We start from the raw sequence: 14,931 nt of genomic DNA on the forward strand, positions 1-14,931 counted from the left end.
CGACGTTTGCAATTCTGACCCCACCCCAAACCCCTCCCTCGGGAGGGGCTTAAAAACTTGCTGCAATGAAACGAATCTTCTTCCTTTTCACCGCCCTGTTGACGACCGCGCACGCATTCACGCAGGATTATGGCCAGTCGGCCACCCTGAAAATCTGGGACAATGCCACGGCGCCCCACTCCAACGGGATCACCACGCCCCAGACCGAGACCCGGCCCAACCGCATCGGCAATACCTCTTCGGCCGAACTCTATCTCTTCGCGGCCGATACGGCCCGCGCCACGGGCCAGGCCGTCGTGATCTGCCCGGGAGGGGGCTACGCGCGTCTTTCGATGGACAACGAGGGCTATGAAATGGCCCGCTGGTTCGCCGCGAACGGCACGACGGCCGCCGTGCTGAAATACCGCATGCCCAACGGGCACCCCGAGGTGCCGCTCGAGGACGCCGAGCAGGCCCTGCGCATCCTCATGGGGCTCGAAGCCGGAGCCACAGGTTTCACGGCCGACCGGGTCGGGATCGTGGGCTGCTCCGCAGGCGGGCACCTCGCGGCAATGGCTTCGACGATGGGTTCCACCCGGCCGGCTTTTGCCATCCTGTTCTATCCGGTTATTACCGGCGAGGAGGGACGGTGTCACAAAGGTTCGTTCGACCGCCTGCTGGGCCGCGACCGCACGGCCGAGCAAACCGCATTCTACTCCCTGGAAAACCGCGTGGACAGCCGGACGCCCCCGACGCTGCTGCTGCTCTCGGACGACGACCGGAGCGTGCCGCCCATAAGCAGCACCCGCTACTACGATGCACTCAAAGAGCACGGCATCGCCGCCTCGATGCACATCTACCCCTCGGGCGGCCACGGCTGGGGCTTCCGCGACGATTTCCCGTATAAGGCCCAGTGGCAGCGGGCCGTACTGGAGTGGCTGCAAACCCTGCCGGCAACCCAACAATAACCGGCCAAGGGCCAACCCACCCAACGACCATGCAATCCAGACCGATCCTCTGTTTCCGCGCGGCAATTCTGCTCGCCACGCTCGTGTGTTCCCTTTCGGCCACGGCCCAGCAAGAGTATTACGAGGGAAGCATCACCCACGCCGACCGCAACGGTCAGCGCATCTGGCTCCACGACGGCAAGCCGCTCGAAGGGCTCTGCAAGATCAGCTACCTGGATACCGATCTCGCAGCTCGCTACACCCTGGCCCGCTACCGCGATGGCGTGCGAAGCGACACCGTCAGCTACCACTCCGCCGCCTCGGACCAGCTTTTGCTGCGCATAATCCACCTAAGCGACAATGCTCGCCATATATACAAGTACCAGCCATACGGCTCGTTCATGACCGACTGGCTCGAGGCGGACGGCGAGCGGGAGGGAACCTGCCGGGAGTGGTACGCCGAGGGAAAGCTGCGCTGCACGAAAGAGTACCGGGCCGGAAAGCTCGAAGGGCCGAGCCGGGAGTGGGACGAGGCGGGACGGCTGGTGTGGGAGGGCTTCTACCGCAACGATGTGCTCGACGGCCAAGAGACCACGTGGCATCACGAGGCCCCGGGAACTGGTGAAATCGAGGTCGCCAGCCATCGTAGGAGCGACCGTCCCTATCTGGTCGAACGCTACGCTTTCTGGGAAGATCAGCGCGGATTGATCGAACGCAAAACCCTCGGCTCGGATGGCGAAACGATCTATTCGGAAAGCAAACCGGACTGCGACTCCACGCGCATCGACACGCTCTGCGGCCAGCGCATGATCGTCGAGTTCCGCGACTACAAGGAGGGTACGCTCCGCTCGCTGGAGCGCTTCGACACATTCACGGGCTACCTCGTTCCCCACGGCATCTTCGAACTGTACGCCCCCGACGGACGGATCGGCACGCGGATGCGCTACGAGGACGGCGAGCTGATAGCCGTCCGAAATTACGACGAGGACGAGCCGCGCGAGGACGTCCGCTTAACGCTCCTCTCCCGCCAGGAGGGCGACCGGCTGCGCAGCGCTTCGGCCGATTCGAAACACCTCGACAAAAGCGAGGAGTGCCGCCCCCTGTGCATCCGAAACCGCGCGGGCGAGGGGCTTCTCTCAGTGGACGAAGAGGACCGCCGCTACGAGTACCACGGCTACGACCCCCGCCTGCACCTGCATGTCGGCTTTTCGAGCGAGGGCTCCTGGAACGACATCTGCTGGCACGTGGTCTACGACCACGACGGGGTGACCTCCTTTCTGGATTTGCGCGAGGAACTCTTCGCCGTGCACGGCACCTCGGGGCTTATTGCCGTGGGAACGAGCCGTTTCGAGGATGAACTGGACATCCAGGTCTACCGCTTCGTCGAGGACGGGGAGGTTGGCGGCTTTTTCGAACAGGTCTTCACGTTCACGCTGCCCGAGCTTCCCGAGGCGGTCTGGGGGCTGCACTGGCTCGGCGAGAGTTCGCTCCTGTTGTGCATGGAGAAGAGCTGCATCCGCCTGGACATCGACCCCGAATCGCTGACCTGGCAGCCGGAGGAGATGTATTAGGCTCAATTCGCCGCCCGGCGGTTGTTGAACTTGTATTCGAACGAGAACGTAAAGTAATTCCCTCCCACATATTTCACCTCCGTGGAAACTCCCTCCAGCGTTTGTGCGAACCGGATGGGCGCGTAATCGTTCAACACGTCGTAGGCGTTGAAAGCGATGCGCCCGCGCTCTTTCAGCACGCGGCATCCGAGCGAGAGGTTGAGCAGGTTGGTGTCTGTGGTCGGGAGCGTCTCCGAACTGACGTTGAAGATACCCGTGTAACCGGCCCTCAGACTCAGACGCCCGAACAGATCGCATTCACCGCCGACTTTCAGCACGTCGCGGAATTCGCGGCTGGAGGTTCCAAATCGGTTCAGCAAATGCAAATCCGCGGAATTTTCCACCCGGATTCGGAATTTCGAGGAGAAATTGGTCGTTATTCGGGTATCCAGGGTGACCATGTGGCTTCGCATGCGACCCGTTTTTTCGTAGAGCTGCTCCTGCGGATTGGAAAAGTGATACCAGCCCCTCATATCGAGCATCAGCCGCAGGGGCGCGATCGGCACCTTGTACTTGGCAGAGCAATAGAATTCGAAATGGGCCGCTCCGTTTTCGGGTGTGATGAGCGTCGAGCCGGCCGGCATCCGGTAGTCGTCGTACCCCGCAAGCGGGGTCTCTTCTGCGAAGAATACGCGACGATTCTGAATCGGATCGCACACGGCCCGCACATCGACGGAGAACCCCCAGGAAGATTTCCCGCCCAAAAATTCACTGTCGAAACCGAGCCTGTACTCTTTTGTCGGCACCAGCGAGCGGTTTCCCCGCCTCACGTAGAGCGGATTCGAATCGTCGAGGCGGCTGGAGAGATCCCGGCCCAGTACCGGCGTATGGCTGTTGCTGAAAGAGACCGAAAACCTTTTTTTCGGGCCGTTGTACTGGTAGGAGAGGCTGGCGGTGGGGAAATGAAAAATCCGACGGTCCCTGCTGCCGGCCTCGTAGTCCTCGTAGACCCGGTTCTCCAGCAGGTATTTCAACTCTGCCAAAAAACTGTAATCCTCACCTTGGAGCAAATAATTCGTGCCGATATTCCAAGTAAGGGTCTTGTCGAAAGCATCCTCCGATCGTGCCGCATCCAATAATCCGGTCTGAAGATCGGTATAGCGCATCCGCTGCGTATCTCCGTCGTACTGCACACCCGATTCGAGCGAGAGGTTGCCGGCCTTGCCGAGATCGAGCCTGTACCCGGCATTAGCCGATACGCTCTGGTCGGGTCGGGGGATATAGGAACTCCATCCCAGCGGCGTCTGCACCCCCTCCGTCGTCCGTTCTTCGAGCCGCGTTCCCCGCTGCTCTCCGCCCGACAGATTGACCCGCATGGAGGCAGACACCGAGTTTCCGCTTTTGAAACGCCGGTCGGAGTATGTCTGCCAGTCGAGGGAACGGAAATTTCTGCGGCTCCTGTCGGTCGCATCGGTCGAGGACGCGAGTTCCGCGTCTCGGACCGTGCGCTGACTCCATTGCTCGGAATTTTCGCCGCCGGACAACCTCGCACGCAGCGAGGTTTGCAGCCCGAACCGCTCCCCGGTAAAATTGTAACTGCCCGACAGGGAGTGGGAGTCCGATTCGTATTCGTTGCGTTTAGCGCTCTCGATATGCTGCGAGGTGAAATACTCGGTCGCAAAATAGTCGATGCTCTCGGCTTCCCGCATCCGCGTGATCCCGCTGTCGTAGCTGTAACCCGCCTTGTACCGATGCCGCCCGTCACCCGACCTGCCCGAAACGTCGGCTTGGGCATTGGAACTGCGTCGGGTCAGGACCGGAGAGTAGCCACTTGCACCGTTTTCGTCCATGGTCAGGTTGTTGCTCTGGCCGCTGAGGGCAAATTGCAAGGCTTCGCTGTAAAAATTCACATTGCCCGATGCGAGGTAGCGCACCGGACGCTCACCCGCCGCATTCTGCGCGAAATCCGTCCCCATCTCCCCGCGGGCTTTGGCGGAGTAGGACTGGGTAAACTCTTTGAATGTAACGATATTAAGCACCTTCCGTTTGCGGGCATTCTGTCCGTGGGCCACCGCATCCGCCTCGTCCACCTCGTCGTAGGCTTCGATCGACGCGACCTCCCTGGCCTCAAGTTCGCGCAGCGCGGCCGTAGGGTCGTAGCCGAAAAGCAGTTTCTCATTCACATAGGTCCGCTCGACTGTCTGTCCCAGAATCTTGACGCTGCCGTCGTTGCCCACCTCCACACCGGGCATCTGGCGCAGAATCTCGAGCGCCGGATCGTCTTTCATCGTCTTGACCGCCTTGGGGAAAAACAGAATCGTGTCCCCTTTCATCTTGTACAGCTGCATGCGGGCCTTGACTACCACCTCGTCGATAGGCTGCGAGCTTTGCGCGAGGAGTATCTGTCCCAGATCGTCTTTCTCCCTCCCCAAACTCAGATAGACCGTCAGGGGCTTGTAGCCCAATGACGCTACCTCCATCCGGCGCTGCACGCCGACAAAAATCTGGAAACTGAAATCGCCCTTTTCATCGGTCACATAGTTGCGAATGACCTTATCACCGTAATTATTGATCGTAACCACGGAGATAACCGCCGCGGGAAGCGCTTCCCACGTCAGCGAGTCGACGATCCGACCGGAATAAATTGTATTCACAGCCCATTCAGGCCTATCTCCGTAGTACTGCTGCGCGCTGGCGTCCAGATAGAGAGCCAGTGCACAGAGGAGAAAACAGTATTTGAACCGAAAGAAAGTCACGGCAATTTTCTCGTTACATCCCCATTTGTTACATTCAAACTTGCAACAGCTACGGCTACCCCTCCTTCGTTTTCTACGCTGAATTGATAGTACCCTGAATCCTTGATTGTTGCATCCCTAATAAGTAAACCATAGCTTCCGGCATCACTATACGACTCAAATTTCAGTATATTACTATCAGGTAGCACCGCTTTGAAATTAATCGGCCTATTATCATGCGTACAATACACTGTAGGAATAGGATGCCCTGAGAAATTAAGACTAAAATATGCGCTTTCACCCACTTTTATCCTTATACTTTTTGGATTCTTAATAATCCACGGAGCTACAATCGGATCCCGCGTCACCGAATAATAGAGTTGCGGCATATTGGGAATAGCAGGTTGCGGGGCATCGCCCGAAGCGGGTGGAGGCGTTTGCCCAAGTGCGGTCGAGACACTGCAAAGCGTCGTGAGAACGGCGGTGAAAATGGCAAGCGAGGTTTTCATAAACAAAAATTTAAGGGTTAATGAAACACGAAACTGATACTTTCCCGTTCGTTGATAATGCAATATAGGAAAATAGCGATAATTATCCAAATCGACCGACGGGAAAATCGTCCAGCATGCGGGATAGACAAAACAAATAAATTTGGTTCTGCGCCCGCCTTGTAGTATCTTTGTCTTCCAAAGACACATTTTTTTATGGCAGACAACACCATTCTGAGCCGGCTGGACGGGCTGAAACTCAAATACGAGGAGACCGGGCAGAAGCTCACCGACCCCGAGGTCATCGCCGACGTCAAGCAGTTCATCCAACTCAACAAGGAGTACAAGGAGCTGGAGCCGATTATCGAGACCTCGGAGCGCTACCGCACCGCCGTGGCCAACCTCGCGGAAGCCAAGGACACCTTTTCCAACGACCGCGACGAGGAGATGCGCGAAATGGCCCGCGAGATGATCGCCGAGCTGGAGCCCCAGATCGAACGGATGGAGGAGGAGATCAAACTGCTGCTGATCCCCAAGGACCCGCAGGACTCGAAGAACGCCATCCTCGAAATCCGCGGCGGCACGGGCGGCGACGAGGCCGCGATCTTCGCCGGCGACCTGCTGCGCATGTACACCAAGTACGTCGAGTCGAAAGGGTGGCGCTACGAGATCACCTCTTTCTCGGACGGCGCCGCGGGCGGCTACAAGGAGGTGGTGCTCAAGGTAACGGGCCAGAACGTCTACGGCACGCTCAAATACGAATCGGGCGTCCACCGCGTGCAGCGCGTCCCCCAGACCGAGACGCAGGGGCGCGTCCACACCTCGGCCGCTTCGGTGGCCGTGCTGCCCGAAGCCGAGGAGTTCGACGTCGAAATCTCGATGAACGACGTGCGCAAGGACATCTTCTGCGCCTCGGGCCCCGGCGGCCAGTCGGTCAACACGACCTACTCGGCCATCCGCCTCACGCACATCCCCACGGGGATCGTCGTGCAGTGCCAGGACCAGAAATCGCAGTTGAAGAATTTCGACAAGGCGTTCGAAGAACTCCGCACGCGCGTCTTCAACCTCGAATACTCCAAGTACCTCGACGAGATCGCCTCGAAACGCAAGACGATGGTCTCGACGGGCGACCGTTCGGCCAAGATCCGCACCTACAACTACCCGCAGGGGCGCATCACCGACCACCGGATCAACTACACGATCTACAACCTCTCGGCTTTCATGGACGGTGACATCCAGGATTGCATCAACCACCTGATCGTGGCCGAGAACGCCGAGCGGCTCAAGGAGAGCGAGGGCCTTTAAAAGGCCCTTTAAAGGCGATGGCAGCACACCCTGCTTTCGACCGAAGTCCGCGCTCCCGAACCAAAAAACCGGAAAAGCAATGAAGATTCCCCCGGATTTCGACGTCTCGGTGTACGAACTGGTCGCCCAGATTCCCCGGGGCCGTGCGGTCAGCTACAAACAGTTGGCCGTGCTCATGGGCTTCCCCGACCACGCCCGGCGCGTGGGGCGCGCCCTGGCGGCAGCCCCGCAAGGGCTTCCCTGCCACCGGGTCGTGAGCAGCGCGGGGCGCACCGTCTCCGGCTGGACGGCCCAGCGGGAGCTGCTCGAATCGGAGGGAGTCGCTTTCCGTCCCGACGGCTCGGCGGACCTGCGCCGCTGCGGCTGGGAGGCGCTGCGGTGACCGCACCTGCGCCGAAAGGCAATAACTCCGGCACGGGATTCGTTCCTTTTCCAAAAACGCTACGTGATGAAAAAACACCTCATATACCTGCTTCTGCTTCTCCCGACGCTTCTGCGGGCCGCCCCCGGACAACCGTTGTACATCGTCAACGGCATCCGAACGGAGCGCATTGCTGATATTCCGCCCGAGGACATCGAGCAGTGCGAGATGCTCCCGGCCGACGAGGAGACCATCGCACGCTACGGGCAGCAGGCCTCCAACGGCGTGATGCTCATCACGCTGCGCTACGACGAACCCGCCCGGTTCCAGGCCGACAGCACCTTCAGCGGCTACATCGCAAGCCGTGTGCGCTGGGACGAGTCGGAGCCGGCCGCCCGCGTGGTCCTGCGTTACAAAGTCACTCCCGAAGGGCGCGCGGTCGTCGACAGCGAACTGGAATCGACCGACAACCGCTTGAAGCGGCGCGTGCTGAAAGCCGTCGCCGAAGCCCCCGCCTGGCGACCCGCCCGGAAGAATGGCCAGGCCGTCGAGAGCGAGGGGGTGCTGCATATCCAGCTCCCCGCGGGCAAGCCGATGCCGCGCCCCGTGGAACTGGTCTTCCGCTAACGACAACCCTGAAAAAACAAGACCCGAACGTGAAAACCAACTCCCTGTCCGCCTGGATACTGGCCGTAAGGCCTTACAGCCTCGGCGCATCGGTCATCCCCGTAGCCGCCGGCACGGCACTGGCGTGGACCGACGGCGGATTCCGCCCCGCCGTAGCGGCGCTCTGCCTTGTGTTCGCACTTTTGATGCAGTGCACGGCCAACCTCGTAAACGACCTCTGGGACTTTCTCAAAGGGGCCGACCGCCCCGACCGGCTGGGCCCCGACCGGGCTTTTGCCAAGGGGTACATCACTCCCCGTGCGATGAAAGCGGGCATCGCACTCTTTACCGTCGCGGCCTGCGCCGTAGGGTCCGCCCTGCTCTGGTTCGGCGGCTTGTGGCTGATCTGGGTGGGCCTCGCCTGCGTGGTCTTCGCCTATTTCTACACCGCCGGCCCCTGGCCGCTGGCCTACCACGGACTGGGCGACGTGGCCGTCGTGCTCTTTTTCGGAGTGGTTCCGGTCCTGTTCACCTACTACCTCCAGACGGGCTCCTGGACCTGGGAAGCACTCATCGCCGCCCTGGCCTGCGGCCTTGTGATCGACACCATGCTGATGGTCAATAATTTCCGCGACCGCGAGGAGGATGCCCGCTGCGGCAAGCGCACCATCGTGGTCTGCCTGGGCGCGGGTGTGGGCCGCTGGGGCTATCTGGCGCTGGGCACCGTCGCCGTGGCACTGTGCCTCAGTTTGCTGGCCTGGGGCCGCGTGTGGGCCGCCCTGCTGCCGCTTCTCTACTGGATCGCCTTCTTCGCCACGTGGCGCCGGATGGTCCGCATCGACCACGGCGACGCCCTGAACGTCTGCCTCGGGGAAACGGCACGCAACATGCTGCTGTTCGGTCTCTTGTTCACCGTCGGCATCCTGCTGGGTTAAAATCATGTCCGAATCGACGCATATCACGCTGCGCGAACTGCAACGCCGGGTCCGGGAGACCCTCGGCGAGCGGTTCGCCCTGCCGTTGTGGGTGAGTGCCGAAATCTCCGAAATCAAGGTCAACTACTCGGGCCACTGCTACCTGGAACTCATCGAGAAAGGGGAGCGCGACGGCGTCCCGACGGCGCAGGCCCGGGCCGTCATCTGGCGGACGAACTACCCCCGCATCGCAAGCCATTTCGAAGCCCTTACCGGACAGCGGCTCTCGGCCGGCATCCGCATATTGGCCAAAGTGCTGGTCAACTACCACGAAATCTACGGTTTCTCGCTCCAGATCACCGACATCGACCCCTCCTATACACTGGGGGACATGGAGCGGCAGCGGCAGCTGACCATCGAGCGGTTGCAGCAGGAGGGGGTCTGGGAGATGAACCGCGAAACGCAGCTGCCCCCCGTGGTGCAGCGCATCGCCGTCGTATCGAGCGCCAATGCCGCCGGGTATCAGGATTTCTGCAAGGAGCTCGGCAAAAGCCCCTACCGATTCCGCCTGACGCTCTTCGACGCCTTCATGCAGGGCGCCGCAGCCGAGGAGTCCATCATCGCGGCGCTGTGCGCCGTGGCGGACCGCATGGAGGAGTTCGACGCCGTGGTCGTGATCCGGGGCGGCGGTTCGCGCAGCGACCTGAACTGCTTCGACGCCTACCGCCTCTCGGCCCACGTGGCGCAGTTCCCGCTGCCCGTCATCACGGGTATCGGCCACGACAAGGATACCAGCGTCGCCGACCTGGTGGCCCACACCGCACTCAAGACCCCGACCGCCGTGGCCGGCTGGCTCGTCGAACGGATGGAGGAGACCGACGGCTGGCTCGACTACGCCGCCCTCCAGCTGCAAAACGGCGTGGTAGCCCTCACCCGCAGCCGCGAACTGCGGCTCCAGGAGCTTTCGGGACAACTCCGGCTCGGCGTCGTAAGCCTTGTCGAACGGCGCCGCACGGCGCTTGAAAACCTGAGCCGCCAGTTGCCGGACGCCGCCGCCGGTTTCATCCGGCAGCAGCGGCAGCGACTCGACAATTATGCCGAACTGGCGGACAGCCGTTCGCCGCGGCAGATTCTGCGCATGGGTTTCGCCGTGGTTCGCCGCGACGGAAAGGCCGTCGCTTCGGTCGGCGACGTGGCGCGCGGCCAACGGCTCACGGTCGAGGTTGCGGACGGCACGTTCCCTGTCGAAGCTAAATAACACGCAATATGGCAAAGAAAAAAGAGTTGACTTACGCCGAAGCGATGGACGCCGTCGAGCAGATCCTGTCCCGCTTCCGCAACGAAGAGATCGACGTCGACATACTCACGTCCGAGGTCCTGCGCGCCACGGAGCTGATCGCCCTGTGCAAGGCGCGGCTGCATAAGGCCGAGGAGGAGGTGGGCAAAATCCTCGAGTAGCATGAAAAAGCTGGTCAAATGGGCCCTGAACCACCTCCCGCGTCCGCTCTTGCAGCGCATTGCGGGATGGGTCGTGCCGGTTCTCGGGCTCGCGTATCGAGGGCGGGGGGGGGTCGAATGTCCCGTCTGCGGCTCGAAATACCGCAAGTTTTTGCCTTACGGCTACGTCCGTACGCGCCCCAATGCGCTCTGCCCGCACTGCCTTTCGCTCGAACGCCACCGTCTCCTGTGGCTCTACCTCGCGCGCGAAACCGACCTGCTGCAAAAGTTTCCCCGCACGCTCCATATCGCCCCCGAGGTCTGCATCCTGCGCCATCTGAAACCCCATTTCGCGGGGCATCCGGGGCAGTACATCACCGCCGATCTCGAAAGCCCGCTGGCCGACCTGCATTTCGACGTGCAGCAGATTCCCCTTGCGGACAATTCGGTCGACGTCGTCCTCTGCAACCACCTTTTGGAACACGTCGCCGACGACCGCCGGGCGCTGCGCGAACTGCACCGCATCCTGCGGCCCGGCGGCTGGGGCATCGTCCTCTCTCCCGTGGACCGCGATTACGAACACACCTACGAGGACGATACGATCACCGATCCGGACCAGCGCACGCGCATTTTCGGGCAGTACGACCACCGGCGCATCTACGGCGCCGACTACCCCGACCGCCTGCGCGAAGCGGGCTTCGAGGTGGCCGACATCGACTATGCGGCTTCGCTGACCGAGGCCGAGCGCACGCTATACGCCCTGCCGGCGGACCACATCTACATGGTCTACAAAGTCGGCTAACCGTCCGGCGTACCGCTCGTCCAAGGGATACTCCCCGATCCGGATCGCGGGCTTGGTCTTCCCGTGGAAATCGCTTCCCGCAGTCATCCACGCACCCCGACGGCTGACCGTTTCGGCGAACCAGGCCGCCTGCTCCGCCGTGTGGTAGTTGTTGAACGCCTCCAGCCCCGCGGCGCCGCGGTCGAGCAGCTCTTCGACAACCCGCTCGCGGCCTTTCAGGTTGAGCCCCGGATGCGCCACTACGGGCACGCCGCCGTTGTCGCGCACCAGTTCGACCGCCTCGCGGAACGGCATGTATTCGACCGGCACCCAGGCCGGCCGTCCCTGGGCGAAATAATCGAGGTAGAAATTGATGCAGGGCATATCGCTCCGGCTGCCGCCCGGCTTGTAGGGCGCCAGCGGGGGCGTGTCGTATTCGGGGTGCGCGAGCATCACCTCGGCGATCAGCTCCGCCGTGGGCAGCCGCTCCCCGGCAGCCGCCAGCACGGTCCCGGCGTCGACCGCAAACCCCAGCCTCAGCAGGTTTTCGACCATCCGGTCGAACGACTCCCGCACCCGCGCGGCGACCGCCTCCTCCAGCCGGGCAAAATCGGCCGATTCGCAGTCGATCCCGTAACCCAGCAGGTGCAGGTCGGTCCCGGCGTAATTGCAGTCGATCTCGATTCCCGGCAAGAAACGAATACCTTGTTCGCGGGCAAGCTGCGCAGCCTCCCCGACGCCGCGGACCGAGTTGTGGTCGGTGAGCGCGAAAGCGTGCAGCCCGCGCTCCGCGCAGGCCTCGACTAACTGAGGGACAGTCAGTTCGCCGTCGCTGCTGCAAGCCGAGTGGATATGAAAGTCATACAGTGTCATATCAGTTCAGATAAAATACGATTCCCGCAAAGTGGCAGACTACGGCCAGGTCGATCATCAGGTGCCACACCAGGTGGTGGTAGCGGAATCCCTTTTTCGCATAGACCCACGCCCCCAGCGTATAGAACACGCCGCCCAGGGCGATCAGCGCCAAGAGCTCCGTCGATGCGCTGCGGACGAACTGCGGCAGGAAAAAGACGACGGACCACCCCATCACCAGGTAGATCGCAAGGCTCAGGGCCGGAATGGAGCGCCCTGCAAGCGACTTGTAGAACACGCCGAACACCACCATCGTCCATTGCAGCACCGTGATGAGCGTCCCCTGCCAGCCGCCGATCACCAGAAGAGCGATCGGCGTATAACTGCCCGCAATGGCCACATAGATGAAGATATGGTCAAGCACGTGCAGCACGGCCTTGTGCTCCGATCCGGGCCGCATGGCGTGGTAGAGGGTCGAAACGAGAAACATCAGGAGGATCGAAGCGACGAAAACGCTCACCGCCGCCGCGGCCTCCACCGGCTGCGCATCGTGCGCATAGGCCCATATGGCCGCGAATGGCAGCGCTCCGAGAGCCGCAAACGCCATTACGCCATGCGAAACCGCATTGGCGACCTCCTCGCCCCGGGTCGGGACATAAACCTCTTTTTTTGCTTTCATGGCACCGCGCGATTGATTCCTGTGCCAAATTTATGAAATTTTTTCATATCTTTGCCATCGAGGTTAGAGGTTCGATAAAAATGGACTTTTCACGCTACGAAAAACTCCGCACGACGGTCCGTGCGAATTTCTCGTTTGAGACCGCGTCGCTGGTCGACGAGGCGCTCGTCTATGCCGACGAGCGGCTTGCAGGCGAGGTGCGCTACGACGGCACGCCGATGCTCGCCCATGCCGCGGCCGTGGCGTCGATCGTCATCGAGGAGGTGGGGCTGGGCCGCAACTCGACCCTCTCGGCCATCCTGCACGACGTCGTGCGCCTGGCCCACAAGCGCCTCCCCGCGGCGGAGTTCCTCGCCCTGACGCGCGACATCCGCTCGAAATTCGGCGAGGAGGTCGTCGGCATCACGATGGGCCTTTCGAACATCTCCGAGCTGCGACTCAAGGTGGCCAAGGAGCAGGCCGACAATTTCCGCGACCTGATCGTGAGCTACTCCGAGGACCCGCGCGTGATTCTGATCAAGCTGGCCGACCGGCTCGAGGTGATGCGTTCGCTCGAAACGTTCCCGCGCGAGAAATGGCGCAAGAAGAGCTGGGAGTCGATGAACCTCTACGCCCAGATCGCCCACAAGCTGGGACTTTACGCCATCAAGAGCGAACTGGAGGACATTGCGCTTAAATTTCTCGAACCCAAGGATTACGAGCACATCGTCCTCAAGCTCGAGGAGAGCGCCGAGGAACGCCGTGCGTTCATCGCCCGCTTTCTGATTCCCATCGAGGAGCGGCTCCAAAAACTGGGCATCCGCTACCACATCAAGAGCCGCACCAAGTCGATCTTTTCGATCTGGACCAAGATGCACAAACAGCACGTCCCGTTCGAGGGGGTCTACGACATCTTCGCCATCCGCATCATCATCGACTGCAAACCCGAGGAGGAGAAACCCCAGTGCTGGACGGCTTACTCCATCGTCTCGGATTTCTACACGCCCAACCCCAACCGCATGCGGGATTGGATTTCGATCCCCAAATCCAACGGCTACGAGTCGCTGCACACCACCGTTTCGGCCGAAGGACGCTGGGTCGAGGTGCAGATCCGCACCGAGCGCATGGACGCCGTGGCCGAGCGCGGCATCGCGGCGCACTGGCGTTACAAGGGGGTCAATCAGGGTGCGCAGACCAGCGAGCAGTGGCTGGGGCGCCTGCGCGAACTGATGGAGGACACCACCCACGCGCTGGCGCAGCGTTTCGACGCCAAGCCCGCCACGGGCGAGATCTTCGTCTTCACGCCCAACGGCGATCTGAGAAAACTGCCCGAGGGGGCCACGCTTTTGGATTTCGCTTTCGACATCCACACCTCGCTGGGCTCGACGTGCGTGGGCGGCAAGGTCAACAACCGCACGGCGGCCATCCGCGATGCACTGCACAACGGCGACATCGTCGAAATATTCACGCAGAAGAACCAGACCCCCAAAGCGGACTGGCTCTCGTTCGTGGTAACCTCCAAGGCGCGCAACAAGATCAAATCCTACCTCCGGGAGGAGCAGGCCAAGCACACCCGCATGGGACGCGAGGAGCTGGAACGCAAGCTCAAGAACTGGAAATTTCCCCTGACGATGGACGAGGCCGTCGCCTGCCTGGCCAAGTATTTCAAGCTGCGGCTGGGTACGGAGGTCTACGCCCTGATCGCCACGCAGAAACTCGATTTCGGCTCGATCAAGGAGATTCTCTCGCGCCACCTCTCGGGCGAGGCCGACGAGGAGCGACGCGCGGCGGCGGCCGAGGCCGAGCGGCAGAAAGCGGCGGCACACGCCTCGCGCGAGAGCAGCGCGTCGCAGGACGCCCTGGTGATCGACGACGACATCTCGAAGATCCAGTACAAGCTGGCCAAGTGCTGCAACCCGATCAAGGGCGACGAGGTGTTCGGTTTCGTCACGATCACCTCGGGCATCACCATCCACCGCACCGACTGCCCCAACGCCCGCCGCATGCGCGAGAACTACCCCTACCGGGTGATCGAGGCGCGCTGGCGACACACGGCCAACGGAGCGTTCCGCGTGACGATCCGCATCGTGGCGGCCGACACCACGGGCATGGCCAACCACATCACCGAGGTCATCAGCCGCGACCTGAAGCTCAACATCCGCGCGATCAATTTCGAAGCGGCCTCGGGCGGCTGCGTCGCGGGCACGGTCTCGGTCGAGGTGCCCGGCGCCAGCGTCGTCGACACGCTCATCCACCGCATCATGCGCATCAAGGGCGTGCAGCGAGCCTACCGTATCAATTAGCGGCTCCCCGAATCA

14 protein-coding genes are annotated in these 14,931 nt (G+C 61.7%); 10 read left to right on the top strand and 4 right to left on the bottom strand.

The genetic code is table 11. The features are described from left to right. Window positions 1–65: 65 nt before the first annotated feature. On the top strand, window positions 66–947 hold the full coding sequence (locus tag ACMQ11_RS01845; protein WP_418990961.1) for an alpha/beta hydrolase: 882 nt from the start codon (window positions 66–68) through the stop codon (window positions 945–947). Window positions 948–976: 29 nt separating this feature from the next. Beyond that, entirely contained in the window at window positions 977–2,497 is a 1,521-nt protein-coding gene (locus tag ACMQ11_RS01850; RefSeq protein ID WP_418990962.1) for a toxin-antitoxin system YwqK family antitoxin, read from the top strand. 2 nt (window positions 2,498–2,499) lie between these two features. On the opposite strand, the gene ACMQ11_RS01855 is transcribed toward ACMQ11_RS01850, so the two are convergent. Continuing rightward, window positions 2,500–5,232 carry a hypothetical protein gene (locus ACMQ11_RS01855; RefSeq protein ID WP_418990963.1) on the bottom strand — a complete coding sequence of 911 codons (2,733 nt, stop codon included), beginning with the start codon at window positions 5,230–5,232 and terminating at the stop codon, window positions 2,500–2,502. Next, a complete protein-coding gene (locus tag ACMQ11_RS01860) occupies window positions 5,229–5,720 on the bottom strand; it encodes a hypothetical protein (protein WP_418990964.1) in 492 nt (163 codons plus the stop codon). The genes ACMQ11_RS01855 and ACMQ11_RS01860 overlap by 4 nt, the downstream gene beginning before the upstream one ends. 195 nt (window positions 5,721–5,915) lie before the next feature. On the opposite strand from ACMQ11_RS01860, the gene prfA reads away from it, so the two are divergent. From prfA to ACMQ11_RS01895, 7 genes are all read left to right on the top strand, one after another. Then, window positions 5,916–7,004, top strand: a complete 1,089-nt coding sequence (gene prfA, locus ACMQ11_RS01865) for a peptide chain release factor 1 (protein WP_418990965.1) — start codon at window positions 5,916–5,918, stop codon at window positions 7,002–7,004. 79 nt (window positions 7,005–7,083) lie between these two features. Further along, entirely contained in the window at window positions 7,084–7,386 is a 303-nt protein-coding gene (locus ACMQ11_RS01870) for an MGMT family protein (RefSeq protein WP_418990966.1), read from the top strand. A 66-nt stretch (window positions 7,387–7,452) separates the two neighbouring features. Continuing rightward, window positions 7,453–7,992, top strand: coding sequence for a TonB-dependent receptor (locus tag ACMQ11_RS01875; RefSeq protein WP_418990967.1), 540 nt, complete (start codon window positions 7,453–7,455; stop codon window positions 7,990–7,992). A gap of 29 nt (window positions 7,993–8,021) precedes the next feature. Next, window positions 8,022–8,906, top strand: coding sequence for a 1,4-dihydroxy-2-naphthoate octaprenyltransferase (gene menA, locus ACMQ11_RS01880; protein WP_418990968.1), 885 nt, complete (start codon window positions 8,022–8,024; stop codon window positions 8,904–8,906). A 4-nt stretch (window positions 8,907–8,910) separates the two neighbouring features. After that, complete coding sequence (gene xseA / locus ACMQ11_RS01885) at window positions 8,911–10,143, top strand: exodeoxyribonuclease VII large subunit (RefSeq protein WP_418990969.1); 1,233 nt, start codon at window positions 8,911–8,913, stop codon at window positions 10,141–10,143. 8 nt (window positions 10,144–10,151) lie between these two features. Continuing rightward, window positions 10,152–10,343 carry an exodeoxyribonuclease VII small subunit gene (gene xseB, locus ACMQ11_RS01890; RefSeq protein WP_418990970.1) on the top strand — a complete coding sequence of 64 codons (192 nt, stop codon included), beginning with the start codon at window positions 10,152–10,154 and terminating at the stop codon, window positions 10,341–10,343. A gap of 1 nt (window position 10,344) precedes the next feature. Continuing rightward, on the top strand, window positions 10,345–11,124 hold the full coding sequence (locus ACMQ11_RS01895; protein ID WP_418990971.1) for a class I SAM-dependent methyltransferase: 780 nt from the start codon (window positions 10,345–10,347) through the stop codon (window positions 11,122–11,124). Here ACMQ11_RS01895 and ACMQ11_RS01900 read toward each other — a convergent pair. Both ACMQ11_RS01900 and trhA read right to left on the bottom strand, forming a co-directional pair. Beyond that, a complete protein-coding gene (locus ACMQ11_RS01900; RefSeq protein ID WP_418990972.1) occupies window positions 11,074–11,976 on the bottom strand; it encodes a PHP domain-containing protein in 903 nt (300 codons plus the stop codon). The two genes, ACMQ11_RS01895 and ACMQ11_RS01900, sit on opposite strands and share 51 nt — an antisense overlap. Before the next feature lies 1 nt (window position 11,977). Beyond that, window positions 11,978–12,634, bottom strand: a complete 657-nt coding sequence (trhA, locus tag ACMQ11_RS01905) for a PAQR family membrane homeostasis protein TrhA (RefSeq protein WP_418990973.1) — start codon at window positions 12,632–12,634, stop codon at window positions 11,978–11,980. An 80-nt stretch (window positions 12,635–12,714) separates the two neighbouring features. Between trhA and ACMQ11_RS01910 the strand changes: the two genes are divergently transcribed. After that, window positions 12,715–14,916, top strand: coding sequence for a RelA/SpoT family protein (locus ACMQ11_RS01910; protein WP_418991125.1), 2,202 nt, complete (start codon window positions 12,715–12,717; stop codon window positions 14,914–14,916). Window positions 14,917–14,931 lie beyond the last annotated feature (15 nt).

The sequence above is a fragment of the Alistipes sp. genome (assembly GCF_048465575.1).
Classification (GTDB): Bacteria; Bacteroidota; Bacteroidia; order Bacteroidales; family Rikenellaceae; genus Alistipes.

Excerpts from the sequence above, each read along its gene's own strand:
- ACMQ11_RS01845 (WP_418990961.1), top strand. The coding sequence starts at position 66 with ATGAAACGAATCTTCTTCCTTTTCACCGCCCTGTTGACGACCGCGCAC.
- ACMQ11_RS01850 (WP_418990962.1), top strand. The coding sequence starts at position 977 with ATGCAATCCAGACCGATCCTCTGTTTCCGCGCGGCAATTCTGCTCGCC.
- ACMQ11_RS01860 (WP_418990964.1), bottom strand. The coding sequence starts at position 5,720 with ATGAAAACCTCGCTTGCCATTTTCACCGCCGTTCTCACGACGCTTTGC.
- prfA (WP_418990965.1), top strand. The coding sequence starts at position 5,916 with ATGGCAGACAACACCATTCTGAGCCGGCTGGACGGGCTGAAACTCAAA.
- ACMQ11_RS01870 (WP_418990966.1), top strand. The coding sequence starts at position 7,084 with ATGAAGATTCCCCCGGATTTCGACGTCTCGGTGTACGAACTGGTCGCC.
- ACMQ11_RS01875 (WP_418990967.1), top strand. The coding sequence starts at position 7,453 with ATGAAAAAACACCTCATATACCTGCTTCTGCTTCTCCCGACGCTTCTG.
- xseA (WP_418990969.1), top strand. The coding sequence starts at position 8,911 with ATGTCCGAATCGACGCATATCACGCTGCGCGAACTGCAACGCCGGGTC.
- xseB (WP_418990970.1), top strand. The coding sequence starts at position 10,152 with ATGGCAAAGAAAAAAGAGTTGACTTACGCCGAAGCGATGGACGCCGTC.
- ACMQ11_RS01895 (WP_418990971.1), top strand. The coding sequence starts at position 10,345 with ATGAAAAAGCTGGTCAAATGGGCCCTGAACCACCTCCCGCGTCCGCTC.
- ACMQ11_RS01900 (WP_418990972.1), bottom strand. The coding sequence starts at position 11,976 with ATGACACTGTATGACTTTCATATCCACTCGGCTTGCAGCAGCGACGGC.
- trhA (WP_418990973.1), bottom strand. The coding sequence starts at position 12,634 with ATGAAAGCAAAAAAAGAGGTTTATGTCCCGACCCGGGGCGAGGAGGTC.
- ACMQ11_RS01910 (WP_418991125.1), top strand. The coding sequence starts at position 12,715 with ATGGACTTTTCACGCTACGAAAAACTCCGCACGACGGTCCGTGCGAAT.